The 14,491-nt window shown below is 71.8% G+C and carries 15 protein-coding genes and 2 pseudogenes; all 17 read left to right on the forward strand.

Going from position 1 to position 14,491, the window contains the following annotated elements; translation table 11 throughout:
• Positions 1-189 (forward strand): annotated as a pseudogene (locus ACFWIC_RS16875) (proteasome ATPase); the annotation flags it as partial.
• Positions 190-411: 222 nt separating this feature from the next.
• Positions 412-1,923, forward strand: a complete 1,512-nt coding sequence (gene dop, locus ACFWIC_RS16880) for a depupylase/deamidase Dop (protein ID WP_329949752.1) — start codon at positions 412-414, stop codon at positions 1,921-1,923.
• A 173-nt stretch (positions 1,924-2,096) separates the two neighbouring features.
• On the forward strand, positions 2,097-2,315 hold the full coding sequence (locus ACFWIC_RS16885; RefSeq protein WP_329874959.1) for a ubiquitin-like protein Pup: 219 nt from the start codon (positions 2,097-2,099) through the stop codon (positions 2,313-2,315).
• 144 nt (positions 2,316-2,459) lie between these two features.
• A pseudogene (locus ACFWIC_RS16890) lies at positions 2,460-2,537 on the forward strand (recombination endonuclease VII); the annotation flags it as partial.
• Positions 2,534-3,328: a proteasome subunit beta gene (prcB, locus tag ACFWIC_RS16895; protein ID WP_329875040.1), complete on the forward strand. Its 795-nt coding sequence runs from the start codon at positions 2,534-2,536 to the stop codon at positions 3,326-3,328. The pseudogene ACFWIC_RS16890 and the gene prcB, both read left to right, overlap by 4 nt.
• Positions 3,329-3,363: 35 nt before the next feature.
• The gene (gene prcA / locus ACFWIC_RS16900) at positions 3,364-4,131 is read left to right on the forward strand and encodes a proteasome subunit alpha (protein WP_329874961.1); all 768 of its coding nucleotides are present in this window, start codon (positions 3,364-3,366) and stop codon (positions 4,129-4,131) included.
• Positions 4,132-4,254: 123 nt separating this feature from the next.
• Positions 4,255-5,616, forward strand: a complete 1,362-nt coding sequence (gene pafA, locus ACFWIC_RS16905) for a Pup--protein ligase (RefSeq protein ID WP_329874963.1) — start codon at positions 4,255-4,257, stop codon at positions 5,614-5,616.
• A gap of 168 nt (positions 5,617-5,784) precedes the next feature.
• On the forward strand, positions 5,785-6,774 hold the full coding sequence (locus tag ACFWIC_RS16910; RefSeq protein ID WP_329874965.1) for an FKBP-type peptidyl-prolyl cis-trans isomerase: 990 nt from the start codon (positions 5,785-5,787) through the stop codon (positions 6,772-6,774).
• A gap of 219 nt (positions 6,775-6,993) precedes the next feature.
• Positions 6,994-8,307, forward strand: a complete 1,314-nt coding sequence (locus tag ACFWIC_RS16915) for an FKBP-type peptidyl-prolyl cis-trans isomerase (RefSeq protein WP_329874967.1) — start codon at positions 6,994-6,996, stop codon at positions 8,305-8,307.
• A 147-nt stretch (positions 8,308-8,454) separates the two neighbouring features.
• Entirely contained in the window at positions 8,455-8,835 is a 381-nt protein-coding gene (locus ACFWIC_RS16920) for an FKBP-type peptidyl-prolyl cis-trans isomerase (RefSeq protein ID WP_329874968.1), read from the forward strand.
• A 169-nt stretch (positions 8,836-9,004) separates the two neighbouring features.
• Positions 9,005-9,985: a WYL domain-containing protein gene (locus ACFWIC_RS16925; RefSeq protein WP_329949753.1), complete on the forward strand. Its 981-nt coding sequence runs from the start codon at positions 9,005-9,007 to the stop codon at positions 9,983-9,985.
• Positions 9,982-10,938: a WYL domain-containing protein gene (locus tag ACFWIC_RS16930; RefSeq protein ID WP_329949754.1), complete on the forward strand. Its 957-nt coding sequence runs from the start codon at positions 9,982-9,984 to the stop codon at positions 10,936-10,938. The genes ACFWIC_RS16925 and ACFWIC_RS16930 overlap by 4 nt, the downstream gene beginning before the upstream one ends.
• Before the next feature lie 3 nt (positions 10,939-10,941).
• Entirely contained in the window at positions 10,942-11,175 is a 234-nt protein-coding gene (locus ACFWIC_RS16935; RefSeq protein WP_329874972.1) for a hypothetical protein, read from the forward strand.
• A gap of 63 nt (positions 11,176-11,238) precedes the next feature.
• Positions 11,239-11,418: a hypothetical protein gene (locus ACFWIC_RS16940; protein ID WP_329874975.1), complete on the forward strand. Its 180-nt coding sequence runs from the start codon at positions 11,239-11,241 to the stop codon at positions 11,416-11,418.
• Between the two features lie 329 nt (positions 11,419-11,747).
• Complete coding sequence (gene tatA / locus ACFWIC_RS16945; protein ID WP_329874977.1) at positions 11,748-12,059, forward strand: Sec-independent protein translocase subunit TatA; 312 nt, start codon at positions 11,748-11,750, stop codon at positions 12,057-12,059.
• 152 nt (positions 12,060-12,211) lie between these two features.
• The gene (tatC, locus tag ACFWIC_RS16950; protein WP_380358810.1) at positions 12,212-13,102 is read left to right on the forward strand and encodes a twin-arginine translocase subunit TatC; all 891 of its coding nucleotides are present in this window, start codon (positions 12,212-12,214) and stop codon (positions 13,100-13,102) included.
• Positions 13,103-13,239: 137 nt separating this feature from the next.
• Complete coding sequence (locus tag ACFWIC_RS16955) at positions 13,240-14,412, forward strand: NAD(P)/FAD-dependent oxidoreductase (RefSeq protein ID WP_380519181.1); 1,173 nt, start codon at positions 13,240-13,242, stop codon at positions 14,410-14,412.
• The last annotated feature ends 79 nt before the right edge of the window (positions 14,413-14,491 follow it).

A 14,491-nucleotide genomic window follows, 5' to 3' on the forward strand; every position in this document is an offset into this window, starting at 1 on the left:
AACGCCTGCGTGGACGAGTTCAAGGAGAACGAGGACCTGCCGAACACCACCAACCCGGACGACTGGGCCCGGATCTCCGGCAAGAAGGGCGAGCGTATCGTCTTCATCCGGACCCTGGTCACCGGGAAGCAGGGTGCCGAGTCCGGCCGCTCGATCGACACTGTCGCCAACACCGGGCAGTACCTGTAACCGATCCGGTCCGGACCGTCGGCGGTCCCGGAACCCGCGCCCCGTCCGGCTGTGGTGCCTCGTGGCCCCGCAGCCGGACGGCGCGTCTCGGGGCCCGCCGGTCGGTGCCGCGTTCTAGGCTCGACCCACCGTTCGCAGGCAGACGGCCGGCGCCGGTGTTGCACAGCGGTACGTCAGCGTGTTCCGCCCGTCGGGGGCGGTACACCGGGCAAGGAGGGCCGCATGACCGTACGGCGCGTGATGGGCATCGAGACCGAGTACGGGATCTCCGTGCCGGGGCACCCCAACGCCAACGCCATGCTCACCTCGTCCCAGATCGTCAACGCGTACGCGGCGGCGATGCACCGGGCACGGCGGGCCCGCTGGGACTTCGAGGAGGAGAATCCGCTGCGCGACGCCAGGGGCTTCGACCTCGCACGGGACGTCGCGGACGCCAGCCAGCTGACCGACGAGGACATCGGCCTCGCCAACATCATCCTCACCAACGGCGCGCGGTTCTACGTGGACCACGCGCACCCCGAGTTCAGCTCGCCCGAGGTGACCAACCCGCGCGACGCCGTGCTCTGGGACAAGGCCGGCGAGCGGATCATGGCAGCCGCCGCACAGCGCGCCCTGGAACTGCCCAACGGGCAGAACATCCACCTGTACAAGAACAACACCGACAACAAGGGCGCCTCCTACGGCACCCACGAGAACTACCTGATGAAGCGGGCGACGCCGTTCGCCGACATCGTCCGCCACCTCACCCCGTTCTTCGTCTCCCGCCAGGTGGTCACCGGCGCCGGCCGGGTGGGGATCGGGCAGGACGGCTCGGCCAACGGCTTCCAGATCAGTCAGCGGGCCGACTACTTCGAGGTCGAGGTCGGCCTGGAGACCACCCTCAAGCGCCCGATCATCAACACCCGCGACGAGCCGCACGCCGATGCCGAGAAGTACCGCCGGCTGCACGTGATCATCGGGGACGCCAACCTCTCCGAGATCTCCACCTACCTCAAGCTCGGCACCACCTCCCTGGTCCTGGCGATGATCGAGGACGCCTTCATCGCCTCCGACCTGGCCGTCGACCAGCCGGTCCGCACCCTGCACCGGGTCTCCCACGACCCCACGCTCAAACACCTGATCACGCTGCGCAGCGGGCGCCGGCTCACCGCCGTCCAGCTCCAGCTGGAGTACTTCGAGCTGGCCCGCAAGTACGTCGAGGACCGTTTCGGCACCGACGCCGACGAGCAGACCGTGGACGTGCTGGCGCGCTGGGAGGACGTGCTGGGGAGGCTGGAGCGCGATCCGATGTCGCTCTCCCGCCAGCTGGACTGGATCGCCAAGCGGGAGATCCTGGAGGGCTACCGCAGCCGGGACGCCCTGGAGTGGGACAGTCCGCGGCTCCAGCTGGTCGACCTCCAGTACAGCGACGTGCGCCCCGAGAAGGGCCTCTACAACCGTCTGGTGGCCCGCGGGCGGTTCGACCGGCTGGTCACCGAGGACGAGGTCACGCGGGCCGTCACCAAGCCGCCGGAGGACACCCGGGCGTACTTCCGCGGGCGGTGCCTCGACCAGTACGCGGAGCACGTCGCGGCCGCCTCCTGGGACTCGGTGATCTTCGACCTGCCGGGGCGGGACTCGCTCCAGCGGGTTCCCACCCTGGAGCCGCTGCGCGGCACCCGGAACCACGTCAAGGAGCTGCTGGACCGCTGCCGCACCGCGGAGGACCTGCTCCGGGTGCTCTCCGGCGGGTAGTTTTCCGATCACCACGGGTGAACTCCCGGCGAATGGGAATCATCCGGGGTGGCAGCGGGTGTTGGACAGGATGCGCCCCGGCAAACCGGAAGCGGGTAGTCGCACCTTGTGTATAGGGTCGGTGCAGCAAGCAACGACCAAACCGTGCCAGACGATCGAGCGGGGTGAGGGAAATGGCGAGCAAGGACACCGACGGCGGCCAGCAGCGGGCGAACCGCTCCTCCGAGGAGGTCGAGGAGCAGGCCGCGGAAACGCAGAATTCCGACGAGCTCAAGGAACGCCAGGAAAAGCTGAGCGACGACGTCGACGCCGTTCTGGACGAAATCGACGAGGTCCTGGAGTCGAACGCCGAGGATTTCGTGCGGCAGTTCGTGCAAAAGGGCGGGCAGTAAGCCCGGCACCCCTCCGCGGGTATTCCGGAATTTCGCGGTTGCGACCGAGAACGGCGGGCGGGCGGCGTGAGCCGTCCGTCCGCCCCGGTCCGGCCCTCCGCCGCACTGGACAGTGATCGTCCGGCGGGTAGGGTGCGGGCAGCGCGCGCTTCAAGCTACCTGGAAGGAATCGTGTGGAAGCCAACACTCGTGGCACCGGGCGTCTACCGGCTGCCTTCCTGACCCCGGGGTCCTCGTCGTTCCTCGACTTCCTCGCCGACCACCAGCCGGAGCTGATCCCGGGCCGGCGCGGCCTGCCCGAAGGCATCGTCCAGGCCCCGCACGGGACGACCATCGTCGCGGCGGTGTTCGACGGCGGCGTGGTCCTCGCGGGTGACCGCCGGGCCACCATGGGCAACGTGATCGCCCAGCGGGACATCGAGAAGGTCTTCCCGGCCGACGAGTACAGCGCGGTCGGCATCGCCGGCACCGCCGGCCTCGCGGTGGAGATGGTCCGGCTGTTCCAGCTGGAGCTGGAGCACTACGAGAAGATCGAGGGCACCGTGCTCTCGCTGGAGGGCAAGGCCAACCGGCTCACCACCATGATCCGGGGCAACCTGGGCATGGCGATGCAGGGTCTGGCCGTCGTCCCGCTCTTCGCCGGCTACGACCTCGACCTCGGCCGCGGCCGGATCTTCAACTACGACGTCACCGGCGGCCGCTCCGAGGAGCGCGGCTTCGCCGCCACCGGTTCCGGCTCGGTCTTCGCCCGCGGTTCGCTGAAGAAGCTCTACCGCGACGACCTCACGGCCGAGCAGGCCTCCACCGCCGTCGTCCAGGCCCTGTACGACGCGGCCGACGACGACTCCGCCACCGGCGGCCCGGACCTCGCCCGCAGGATCTTCCCGATCGTGTCGCTGATCACCGAGGACGGCTTCCGCCGGCTCACCGACGCCGAGGTCTCCGACATCGTCGTCTCCATCACCGACCACCGCCTGGGCCGCCCCAACGGCCCGCAGGCCCCGCTGCTCTAGCCGCGCCACACCTACCAAGGAAGGGACGACCGCCGGTGTCGACACCGTTCTACGTCTCGCCCCAGCAGGCCATGGCGGACCGCGCCGAGTACGCCCGCAAGGGCATCGCGCGCGGTCGCAGCGTGGTCGTGCTCACCTACGCCGACGGCATCGTCTTCGTCGCCGAGAACACCTCCCGGGCGCTCCACAAGGTCTCCGAGATCTACGACAAGATCGCCTTCGCCGCGGTCGGCCGCTACAACGAGTTCGAGAACCTGCGCATCGGCGGCGTCCGCTACGCCGACCTGCGCGGTTACTCCTACGACCGGGCCGACGTCACCGCGCGGGGTCTGGCCAACGTCTACGCCCAGACGCTCGGCACCATCTTCTCCTCGGTCGGCGAGAAGCCCTACGAGGTGGAGCTCATCGTGGCCGAGGTCGGCCGCACCACCGACGAGGACCAGATCTACCGGCTCACCCCGGACGGCTCGGTCGTCGACGAGCAGAACTACGTGGTGGTCGGCGGCAACGCCGACTCCATCGGCAACTACCTGGGCCAGCGCCACCGCACCGGGCTCTCGCTCACCGACGCGGTGAAGGTGGCCGTGGACTCGCTCGCCCGCGACCCCAACGGCGGCAGCCCGCGCACCCTCACCCCCGAGCAGCTGGAGGTGGCGGTGCTGGACCGCCAGCGCTTCCAGCAGCGCAAGTTCAAGCGGATCCTGGGCGGCCAGCTCGCCCGGCTCCTCGACGGCGACGAGTCCGCCGAGACCGACGACGAGGAGAAGCCGGCGGCCACCCCGCCGGCCGCCTCCGACCAGTAGTGCCTGCGGGGTCCCCGCGGCGGCCGGCGAACGACCGGCGCAGGGACCCCGGTGCCCCTGCGGCGGCCCGGACGGCGCCGCGGAGGCGGTTTCGGACAGCTCCCATCAGAGAATGGATGGCCCATGGACCGCCGAATTTTCGGGCTGGAGAACGAGTACGGCGTCACCTGTACGTTCCGCGGGCAGCGCAGGCTGTCCCCGGACGAGGTGGCCCGGTACCTCTTCCGCCGCGTAGTCTCCTGGGGCCGCAGCAGCAACGTGTTCCTGCGCAACGGTGCCCGCCTCTACCTCGACGTCGGATCCCACCCCGAGTACGCCACCCCCGAGTGCGACGACGTCGTCGAGCTGGTGACGCACGACAAGGCGGGCGAGCGCATCCTCGAAGGACTCCTGGTCGACGCCGAGCGGCGGCTGCACGAGGAGGGCATCGCGGGGGACGTCTACCTCTTCAAGAACAACACCGACTCGGCGGGCAACTCCTACGGCTGCCACGAGAACTACCTGGTGGCCCGGCACGGCGAGTTCTCCCGGCTGGCCGACGTGCTGATCCCGTTCCTGGTGACCCGGCAGCTGATCTGCGGCGCCGGCAAGGTGCTGCAGACCCCGCGCGGCGCGGTCTACTGCGTCAGCCAGCGGGCCGAGCACATCTGGGAGGGCGTCAGCTCGGCGACCACCCGCTCCCGTCCGATCATCAACACCCGCGACGAGCCGCACGCCGACGCCGAGCGGTACCGGCGCCTGCACGTCATCGTGGGCGACTCCAACATGTCCGAGACCACCACCCTGCTCAAGGTCGGCTCCACCGACCTGGTGCTCCGGCTGATCGAGGCCGGCGTGGTGATGCGCGACCTCACCCTGGAGAACCCGATCCGGGCGATCCGCGAGGTCAGCCACGACCTCACCGGGACCCACCAGGTCCGGCTGGCCAACGGCCGGGAGGCCAGCGCGCTGGACATCCAGGAGGAGTACTACACGAAGGCGCTGGAGTTCGCCGACCGCAAGGGCATCAACACCGGCACCATCGCGCGCGTCCTGGAGCTGTGGGGCCGCACCCTGGAGGCCGTGAAGACCGAGCGGCTGGACGACGTGGCCACCGAGATCGACTGGATCATGAAGTACAAGCTCATCGAGCGCTACCGCGAGAAGCACCAGATGAGCATGAGCAACCCGCGGGTCGCCCAGATCGACCTCGCCTACCACGACATCCACCGCCGGCGGGGCCTGTTCTACCTGCTCCAGGCCAAGAACCAGGCGCTCCGGGTGACCACCGACCTCAAGACCTTCGAGGCCAAGTCGATCCCGCCGCAGACCACCCGGGCCCGGCTGCGCGGGGACTTCATCCGCCGGGCGCAGGAGCAGCGCCGCGACTTCACCGTCGACTGGGTGCACCTGAAGCTGAACGACCAGGCGCAGCGGACGGTGCTGTGCAAGGACCCGTTCCGGTCGGTCGACGAGCGGGTGGAGAAGCTCATCGCGGGGATGTGAGCGCGGGGCGGTGAGGTGAACGGGGGCGCCGCCGGGGTGCGGCGTCCCCCGCCGGTGTGATCTTTGCGGCGCCCGGGCCCGGTGGTGTCTACCGGGGCCGGGCACCGTCGGGGAATACGCTGTCCGTCGAGTCCGGAGAGCCGACTTTGACCGACAGTTAGGAACACCGTGCGCCGCACCGCCGGGTTGCTTCTCACCCTGCCCCTGCTGCTGGCGGTGGCCTGCAGCAGCTCCACCCGACCCGCCAGCCCGGCCACGCCCACGGCGTCGCCCAGTGTCGCCCCCACCGTGCCGACCCCGGTGAACGAGGCTTCGCCGATGCCGACGCTGTCCGGCGGCGGGTTCGGGAGCAAGGCCACCATCACCCTCCCCGAGGGCCAGCCGAGCGGCCAGTTCGTGGTGAACACCGTCAGCGAGGGCGACCGGTCGACGGTCAACAAGGGCGACTGGGTCACGGTCAACTACACCGCGAAGGACTGGTCGTCCGGCAAGGACCTGCCCAGCTCGTACGACGCGGGCGGCAAGCCGCAGCTCTACCAGGCCGGCAGCGGGCAGCTGGTGCCCGCCTTCGACCAGAGCGTGATCGGCAAGAAGGTCGGCAGCCGGCTGCTCGTGGTGGCCCCGCCGGCCGCCGCCTTCGGCACCCAGGGCAGCACCCAGCTCGGGGTGGGACCGGGGGACACTGTGGTCTTCGTACTGGACATCATGGAGAGCCTGCCGCCGGACGCCACGCTCTCCGGCACCATGACGCCGCCGCCGGCGACCATGCCGCAGGTCAAGGACAACGGCAAGGCCGCGGTGACGATCACCGTGCCGCCGGGGCAGGCCCCGCCGACCGAGCTCCAGCAGGCGGTGCTGATCAAGGGCGAGGGCAAGCAGGTGAAGGAGGGACAGACCCTGGTGGTGCAGTACACCGGGGTGCTGTGGAGCAACGGCCAGCAGTTCGACTCCTCCTGGAGCCACGGGGGTGCCCAGGCGCTGCAGATCGGCACCGGCAGTGTGATCGAGGGCTGGGACAAGGGCCTGGTGGGCCAGACCGTCGGCAGCCGGGTCGAACTGGTGGTGCCGCCGGCCCTGGGCTACAAGGACCAGGCGCAGGGCGCGGTGCCGCCGAACTCGACGCTGGTCTTCGTGATCGACATCCTGGAGGCCGTGTAGCCTCCGCCGCGGCCTGGGAAAGGCCGCGGCGATTCCGTACGCTTGGGCGGGCGCTCGCACAGGGAAGCGCCCGCCCTCATCCTGACCTGTCATACTGCCCTCGCACTGTGGTAGGCGCCGCCGGCGTCCGGGGTCCGGGCGTGCAGTGCGACAGCACTCCGGCGCCCACCACGCCGGCCGTAGACCTCGAAGACCTCGTGGCGAGATGGATGGGGAGTCATGTCTGAGAAAGCGTCGAGCCCGGGCGGAGCCGGCACCGCGAACGGAAACTCCGCCGGTGACCCGGCAGACTCGCGGCCCGGCGGCCCGCTTCCGGGCGACGGCGAGTCGATCGTCGTACCGCCGTCGATCCTGAAGCAGCAGGCCGGCTGGGCCCAGCCCGGCGATGCCCCGCGGCCGACGGGCGCGACGAAGACCGACGAGACCCCGCAGATCTTCGCGTCGACCGTGCGCCGCCAGGACACCTCCGAGGCCGGGTACGACGAGAACCCGGGGAACGTCGGCAAGCTGGGCGTGATCCTCGGCACCGTGCTGTCCGTGCTGCTGATCGGCAGCGCCGTGACGCTGTACCTGGTGAACAAGGACGACGACTCGTCGGACAGCGCCGCCGCCAAGCCGGACGCCGCCAAGAGCGCCCCGGCCACGCCGACCGCCGACCCGGTCCCGCCGATCAAGGACACCGCCAAGGTGCTGCCGACGGTCACCGGCGATTTCGGCAAGAAGGCCACCATCGAGGTGCCCGCCGACCAGTCGGACGGCAACTTCGTGGTCAAGGTCCTCACCGAGGGCACCGGCCCCAAGGTCGAGAAGAACTCCTGGACCTCGGTCGACTACACCGGCAAGGACTGGAACACCGGCAAGGACATCCCCTCCTCGTACGACGAGAAGGGCAAGCCGCAGATCTTCCAGGCCGGCACCGACGCGCTGATCCCGGCGCTCGACCAGGCCGTGGTCGGCAAGAAGGCCGGCAGCCGGCTGCTGGTGGTGGCCCCGCCGGCCGCCGCCTTCGGGGCGCAGGGCAACCCGAGCATGTCGATCGGGGCGAAGGACAACCTGATCTTCGTCATCGACATCCGCAACAGCAACGCCCCGGACGCCGTGGTCAGCGGCACCGTGACCCCGCCGCCCGCGGACTTCCCGCAGGTCAAGGACAACGGCAAGAAGCCGGCCGACATCACGCCGGTGGCCGGCGCGGCCGACCCGACCGAGCTGAAGTCCCACGTCCTGATCAAGGGCGAGGGCCGCAAGGTCGAGAAGGGCGAGAAGATCCTCGTCCAGTACACCGGCGCGCTGTTCAAGGACGGCAAGGTCTTCGACTCCTCGCTCAGCAAGGGCCAGGCGTTCTCCTTCCCGCTCGGCGGCGGCCAGGTCATCGCCGGTTGGGACCAGGGCCTGGAGGGCCAGACCATCGGCAGCCGCGTCGAGCTGGTCATCCCGGCGTCGCTCGGCTACAAGGACCAGGCCCAGGGCGACATCCCGGCCAACTCCACGCTGGTCTTCGTCGTCGACATTCTCGACGCCGGTCAGGGCTGATCCACTTTCGGGTGACAATGGTGTGCGTGTGACCTTCGGGCCGGGCCGCGTGGCCCGTGCCCGGACGGGCGGCGGGCGCCCGTACCGTGGTCCGGGAACGGACCGGGGGTGCGGGCGCCCGCCGCTTGGTCATGGACCGAACCAACCGTGAGAAGAGGCACAGTGAGCAAGCCTGAGATCGACTTCCCGGTCGGCGACCCGCCGGCCGAGCTCAAGATCCGCGACATCGTCGTCGGCACCGGCGAGGAGGCCAAGCCCGGCCAGGTCGTCGAGGTCCACTACGTCGGCGTGACCTTCGCGACCGGCGAGGAGTTCGACGCCAGCTGGAACCGCGGCTCGACGTTCAAGTTCCCGCTCGGTGGCGGCCGCGTCATCAAGGGCTGGGACCAGGGCGTCGCCGGCATGAAGGTCGGCGGCCGTCGCGAGCTGGTCATCCCGCCGCACCTGGGCTACGGCAACCAGTCGCCGACCCCGGCCATTCCGGCGGGCTCGACCCTGATCTTCGTGGTCGACCTGATCGGCGTCTGAAACCGGTCGTGACGCAGGGCCGCACCCCGGGAACGGGGTGCGGCCCCACGCGTTTCCGGACTCGGCTTTTGCACTGCGTACCGCTACCGGTACGGTCGGTCCCGCCGGGTCCCACGACGGCCCGGCGGGCACACCCCGCGCGCGGCGCGGCACACCGGAAGGGTCAGCGATGGCGATCGCCAAGGCAGAGCGGCTGATGAATCTCGCCCTGTGCCTGATGAACACCAGACGTCCGCTCTCCAAGAAGGAGCTGCGGGAATCCATCGAGGCGTATCGCGAGGCCTGGCAGAACAGCAGCGAGGAAGCCTTCAACCGGATGTTCGAGCGGGACAAGGACGACCTGCGCGAGCTCGGACTGGTCATCGACGTCGACGAGAACGCCCTCGACGGCGAGCTCGGCTACCTCGCCCGCGCCGACCGCAACCGGCTGCCGGAGATCGCCCTCGACGCCGAGGAGGCCGCCGCGCTCACCCTCGCGGCACGCGTCTGGCAGCAGGCCAAGATGTCCGGCGCCGCCAGCGGCGCGCTGCAGAAGCTCCGCGCGGCCGGCGTCCCGTTCACCGAGACCGAGGGCCGGCCGGCCCTGGAGCCGCGGATCCCGGCCCGGGAGGCCGCGTTCGAGCCGCTGCTCACCGCCGCCCGCGACCGCCGCCCGGTCACCTTCGAGTACCGCAAGGCCGGGGCCGCCGCCGCCGAGCAGCGCAGCGTCGAGCCGTGGGCCCTGGAGTGCTGGCGCGGCCACTGGTACCTGGCGGGCTGGGACCGCGACCGCGAGGACGCCCGGGTCTTCCGGCTCAGCCGGATCACCGGCAAGATCCGCGCCCGCTCCGGCGCCTTCCTGGGCACCGTGCCCGAGCACGTGGACGTCCGGGCCACCGTCGCCAAGTTCGCCGGCGAAGGGGCCACGGCCACGGCCGTGGTGAGGATCCGCCGCGGCGCCGGGTTCCCGCTGCGCACCAAGGCGCTCTCCACCCGGCGGTCCGACGAGGGCTGGGACGAGCTGGAGATCCCGTACGGCAACGGGCTCGGCGCCGACCTGGCGGAGTTCGGGCCGGACGTCCTGGTGGTCGGGCCGGAGGAGCTGCGGGCCGACGTGATCGACCGGCTGCGCGCGGTGGCCGGCACTGTGGTGGAGGGTGTGCGGGCATGAGCAACGCGATCGACCAGACCCGGCGGATGCTCTCGCTGGTCACCTACCTGCGCGAGCGCCCCGGCGCGGAGGTGGCCGAGGTCGCCCGTGCGTTCGGCATCACCGAGCGCGAGCTGATCGGCGACCTCAACGTGCTCCCGATGTGCGGCACCAGCTTCCGCGGCGGCGACCTGCTCGACATCGACACCGACGGCGAGCGGATCTGGTGGCACAACGTCGACGACGTCGCGCAGCCGCTGCGGCTGGCCGCCGACGAGGCGACCGCCCTGCTGGTCGCCGCCCGCGCGGTGGCCGGGCTGCCCGGCCTGCGGGCCGGTGACCGGGAGGCGCTCACCCGGGCCGTCGCCAAGATCGAGAACGCGGCCGGGGAGAACGCCGAGGGCAGCGCCCGGGTCGGCGTCACCTTCGAGGCCGAGAGCCACGTCTTCGCCGACATCGACCGCGCGCTCAGCGAGGGCCGACGGCTCTGGCTGCGCTACTACTCGCACGGGCGCGGTGGCATGACCGAGCGCGAGGTCGACCCGATCCGGCTGCTCACCGAGGGCCACACCTACCTGGAGGCCTGGTGCCGGACCTCCGAGGACCACCGGATGTTCCGGCTCGACCGGGTCGCCGAGATCCGGGTGCTGGACGTCCCCGCCGATCCGCCCAAGCGGGAGCCGCGCGACCTCTCCGGGGGGCTGGTCAACCCCTCGGCCGACGACCCCGAGGTGGTGGTCGAGGTGTCCTCCGGCGGTCGCTGGGTCGCCGAGTACTACACCCACGACCGGGCCGAGGAGCTGCCCGACGGCGGGCTGCGGATCACCCTGCGCAGCGCCGACCCCTCGCAGCTGCGCCCGCTGGCGCTGCGGCTGGGCCGGGACGGGCGGATCGTCTCCCCGCCGGAGCTCGCCGGGCAGGCACGGGCGGCGGCGCTGGAGGCCTTGGCCCACTACGGGGAGGGGCTGGTCTGAGCCGTGGAGCCCGCCGGTACCAGATTCAAGGTCTACTGCTCGGAGTGCCGGGAGAAGGTCGAGCTGCCCGCCGAGCAGTTCCGCCTCACGTTCGGCCGGACCCCGGCCCAGGCGCACTACAGCTTCGGCTGCCCGCTCTGCGGGGCGGCCGTGCGCAAGCCCGCGGGGGAGAAGATCGTCGCGGCGCTGACCGTGGCCGGGGTGCGCACCATGCGGCTGATGCCGGCCGAGGGCTGAGCGGGCGGCGGGGCGGGGCCGAGCGGGGGAGGCGCGGCCCGCGGCGGCGGATAGGGTGGGGCCATGTCCTGGATGCTCGTCGCCGCCGTCCTCGTCGCCACCGCCGGCCTGCTGGTGCTCGGCGTCCTCGCGGTCCGGCTCTGGCTGGACGTGCGGGCGCTGGCCGAGGGAGTGGACACCGCCTCCCGGGCGCTCGCCGAGGCGGCCGGCGACCTCGCGGCCTCGGCGCCGGGACGTTCCTGACCCCGCGCCGTCGCGGATCGGCCCCGGCGCCCTCCCGGCGGCGGTGCCGGCTCCCGTCCGGTCCGTCCGCTCCGCTCCGCGCCGTCCGCCCGGCCCCGCCCGCGGTCGTCCGACCTCTTCCGGACCGGGCCGACCTGCCGGGATCGGCGGTCGGGGGTGCCGGGGGGCTGCTGTACGGGGGTACCGGCGCGTTACGCTCTCAGCAGGCTCCTGAGTGCGAGGGGGCCGCTGTCCTGTTCGGGCGGCCGTCGTCACGGTGTCATCCGCAGCGGTTACCATCCCCGCAGCGGGCGGCCCGCCGGTGCCGCCGAGACTGAAGGTGGTCGAGCATGCGGATCTCGCCGATCGCGATTCTGGTGGTCGTGGTCCTTGCCATTCTCCTCTTCGGGGCCAAGCGCCTGCCCGACCTGGCGCGTTCGCTCGGCAAGTCGATGCGGATCCTGAAGAGCGAGACCCAGGCGATGCGTTCGGAGGGGGCGGCGGACGCCTCGGCCCCGCCCGCGCCGGCGGTGGCCGACGACGTCGCCGCGAAGACCATCCAGTCCGCGCCGGGGGCGTCCGCGACCTCCCGGCCGGTGAGCGAGCAGCCCTCGGGACGGTCCGCCGGTGCTGCCGCGTCCGACGGCGGCCGGGCGCACTGAACACGTCCCGCCGTGAAGACGCGCACGCGAGGCACGCGACGCACGCGACCACTGGAGGCCCGCCGACCGGCGGGCCTCGACGCACGAGTTGAGGACCGGGGTTGAGCAAGCTCACCAAGGCGCAGAAGGCGCCCAAGGATCCCGAGGGGCGGATGGCCCTCGCCGACCACCTGCGGGAACTGCGGAACCGCGTGGTCAAGTCGGTCCTGGCGATCGTGGTGTTCACGATCGTCGCGCTGATCTACCACAAGCAGATCGAGTCGTTCCTGCTCAAGCCCCTGCCGCAGTGCACCCCCGAGGTCATCCTCGAATCCGAGGGCCGTTGCGCACAGGTCTCCACCATCGGCCTGACCGCGGGCTTCAACTGGATGCTGAAGGTCGCCCTGACGGCGGGTGTGGTCGCCACCGTGCCGGTCTGGCTGTACCAGCTCTGGGCGTTCGTGGCGCCCGGCCTGCACAAGCACGAGCGCAAGTACACGGTCATCTTCATGGTGTGCGGTGCGCCGCTGTTCCTGGCGGGTGTCGGGCTGGCGATCCTGCTGCTGCCGATGACCGTCGAGGTGCTGATCTCGTTCACCCCGAACGACACCACGCCGATCCTGCCGCCCGCGGACTACTTCGACATCGCGACCAGGCTGGTGCTGGTATTCGGCCTGGCCTTCGAGTTCCCGCTGCTGCTGGTGATGCTCAACCTGGTGGGCGTCGTCACCGGTAAGCGGCTGCTCGGCTGGTGGCGCGGCATGGTGATGGGCATCACCGTCTTCGCGGCCTTCGCCACCCCGAGTGCGGACCCGCTGAGCATGCTGGCGCTGGCCGCGCCGATCTGGGCGCTGTACTTCGTCGCGGTGGGTATCGCGATGATCAACGACCGTCGCCGGGCCCGCCGCAACCCGGACCTGGAGCTGAGCGACGAGGAGGCGTCCCACGTCGACCTCACGGTGGCGCCGGTCTCCGGGGCCGAGGCGATCGAGGCCTCCGGCACGCCGACCGCCTCCGCGTCGGTGCCCGCGGCCCGGCAGGAGCAGATGGACGACATCACCTGATCCGACCGGGCCGAGCGTCCCGGAAGCCCCGACCTGCCGCATCGCGGCGGGTCGGGGCTTTTTCGCGGGCGGTCCGCTCCCGGCGCGGCGGGGCGGGCGGTCTTGGCACGATGCATGGCATGTGACATATTACTGCCGTGCCCCACTCCCAGAGACTCCTCCCCGACGTCGTGGTGGTCGGCGCCGGTGTCGTCGGCGCCGCCTGCGCGTACTACGCCGCGTCCGCCGGCCTCGCGGTCGCCGTCGTCGACCGCGGCCCGGTCGCGGGCGGAACCACCGGCGCCGGCGAGGGCAACCTGCTGGTCTCCGACAAGGAGCCCGGTCCCGAGCTCGACCTCGCCCTGTACTCCACCCGGCTCTGGCGCGAGATCGCCGAGGAGCTCGGCACCGCCGTCGAGTACGAGCCCAAGGGCGGGCTCGTGGTCGCCTCCACGCCGGCCCGGCAGGACGCGCTGCGCGCCTTCGCCGCCGAGCAGACCGCCGTGGGCGTCACCTCCGAGGAGATCCCCGGCGAGCGGCTGCGGGAGCTGGAACCGCACCTCGCGCCCGGACTGGCCGGCGGGTTCCTGTACCCGCAGGACGCCCAGGTCCAGCCCGCGCTGGCCGCCGCCCACCTGCTGCGGGCCGCCCGGGCGGCCGGCGCCCGGCTGTACACCGGCGAGACCGTCCGGGCGGTGCGTCTGGCGGCCGACGGCACCGTGCGCGGCGTCGAGACCGACCGGCGGCGACTGGACGCGCCCGCGGTGGTCAACGCCGCCGGCACCTGGGGCGGCGAGCTGGCCTCGCTGGCCGGCGTCCACCTCCCGGTGCTGCCCCGGCGCGGCTTCGTGCTGGTGACCGAGCCGCTGCCGCGGATCGTCCGGCGCAAGGTGTACGCCGCCGACTACGTCGCCGACGTGGCCAGCGGATCGGCCGCGCTGCAGACCTCGGCCGTGGTCGAGGGGACCCCGGGCGGGCCGGTGCTGATCGGCGCCAGCCGGGAGCGGGTCGGCTTCGACCGGACGCTCTCGGTGGAGGTGCTCCACCGGCTGGCCGTGCAGGCGGCGGCGCTCTTCCCGGTGCTGGCCGGAGTGAGCGTGATGCGCGCCTACCGGGGGTTCCGTCCGTACCTGCCGGACCACCTGCCCGCGATCGGCGCCGATCCGCGGGTGCCCGGGCTCTACCACGCCTGCGGCCACGAGGGCGCGGGCATCGGGCTGGCCCCGGCCACCGGGCTGCTGATCGCCCAGCAGCTCGTCGGCAAGGGACCCGAACTGGACCTCACGCCGTTCCGCGCCGACCGCTTCCCGGTCGACGGCGGCCCCTCGTGACCTGCGCGGAGCGCTGACCGCAATCCGCACGGTGCCCGCACGCACCGGGACGACGGCGCTCGCGCGCCCCAGGATGAGC

Origin of the sequence: Kitasatospora sp. NPDC127035 (assembly GCF_042726075.1) — a bacterium.
Taxonomy (GTDB): Bacteria; Actinomycetota; Actinomycetes; order Streptomycetales; family Streptomycetaceae; genus Kitasatospora.

Bases quoted from the DNA above. Each gene is read 5' to 3' on its own strand.
- dop (WP_329949752.1), top strand. From the start codon at position 412: ATGACCGTACGGCGCGTGATGGGCATCGAGACCGAGTACGGGATCTCC.
- ACFWIC_RS16885 (WP_329874959.1), top strand. From the start codon at position 2,097: ATGGCGAGCAAGGACACCGACGGCGGCCAGCAGCGGGCGAACCGCTCC.
- pafA (WP_329874963.1), top strand. From the start codon at position 4,255: ATGGACCGCCGAATTTTCGGGCTGGAGAACGAGTACGGCGTCACCTGT.
- ACFWIC_RS16915 (WP_329874967.1), top strand. From the start codon at position 6,994: ATGTCTGAGAAAGCGTCGAGCCCGGGCGGAGCCGGCACCGCGAACGGA.
- ACFWIC_RS16925 (WP_329949753.1), top strand. From the start codon at position 9,005: ATGGCGATCGCCAAGGCAGAGCGGCTGATGAATCTCGCCCTGTGCCTG.
- ACFWIC_RS16930 (WP_329949754.1), top strand. From the start codon at position 9,982: ATGAGCAACGCGATCGACCAGACCCGGCGGATGCTCTCGCTGGTCACC.
- ACFWIC_RS16940 (WP_329874975.1), top strand. From the start codon at position 11,239: ATGTCCTGGATGCTCGTCGCCGCCGTCCTCGTCGCCACCGCCGGCCTG.
- tatA (WP_329874977.1), top strand. From the start codon at position 11,748: ATGCGGATCTCGCCGATCGCGATTCTGGTGGTCGTGGTCCTTGCCATT.
- tatC (WP_380358810.1), top strand. From the start codon at position 12,212: ATGGCCCTCGCCGACCACCTGCGGGAACTGCGGAACCGCGTGGTCAAG.